The 478-nt window shown below is 67.2% G+C and carries 1 protein-coding gene; it reads right to left on the bottom strand.

Annotated features, from left to right (window positions below):
* Positions 1-478: AMP-binding protein (locus tag ACLD7X_RS18680; RefSeq protein WP_411425176.1), on the bottom strand; the 478-nt coding region annotated here is incomplete at both ends.

Raw genomic sequence — 478 nt, 5'->3', positions numbered from 1 at the left:
CTTCACCGCCACCGGGCAGGGCGCGGCGGCATGCACCGCCATCTTCAGCGATGACACGTCATAGGCGGCGCGCACCGCTTCGGGCAGCTTCAGCATGCGCACGAACATTGTGGGCACGAGCTGGCTGTCGGTCACGCGGTAGCGCTGGACGGCGGCGAGATAGGCCTCCGGCTCGAACTTCTCCATGCACACGACCGTGCCGCCGATCTTGTGCACGCTCATGCACCAGCGCAGCGGCGCGGCATGATAGAGCGGCGCGGGCGAGAGATAGATCGCGCTTTCCTGAATGCCGAACACCATCTGCGCCATCATCTGGAGCGGATTGGGCGCATCGATCGGCGCGCCCGAAAGCGGCGTGCGGATGCCCTTCGGCTTGCCGGTGGTGCCGGAGGAATAGAGCATGTCGGCCCCGCTCGACTGATCGGGGATGGGGGCTGCCGGCGCTGCGTCGCGGGCGTCCTCATAGGAGGTGAAGTCC

The sequence above is a fragment of the Aphanothece microscopica RSMan92 genome (assembly GCF_046613545.2).
Taxonomy (GTDB): Bacteria; Cyanobacteriota; Cyanobacteriia; order PCC-6307; family Cyanobiaceae; genus NIES-981.
This window is presented reverse-complemented; position numbering and strand designations above follow the sequence as displayed.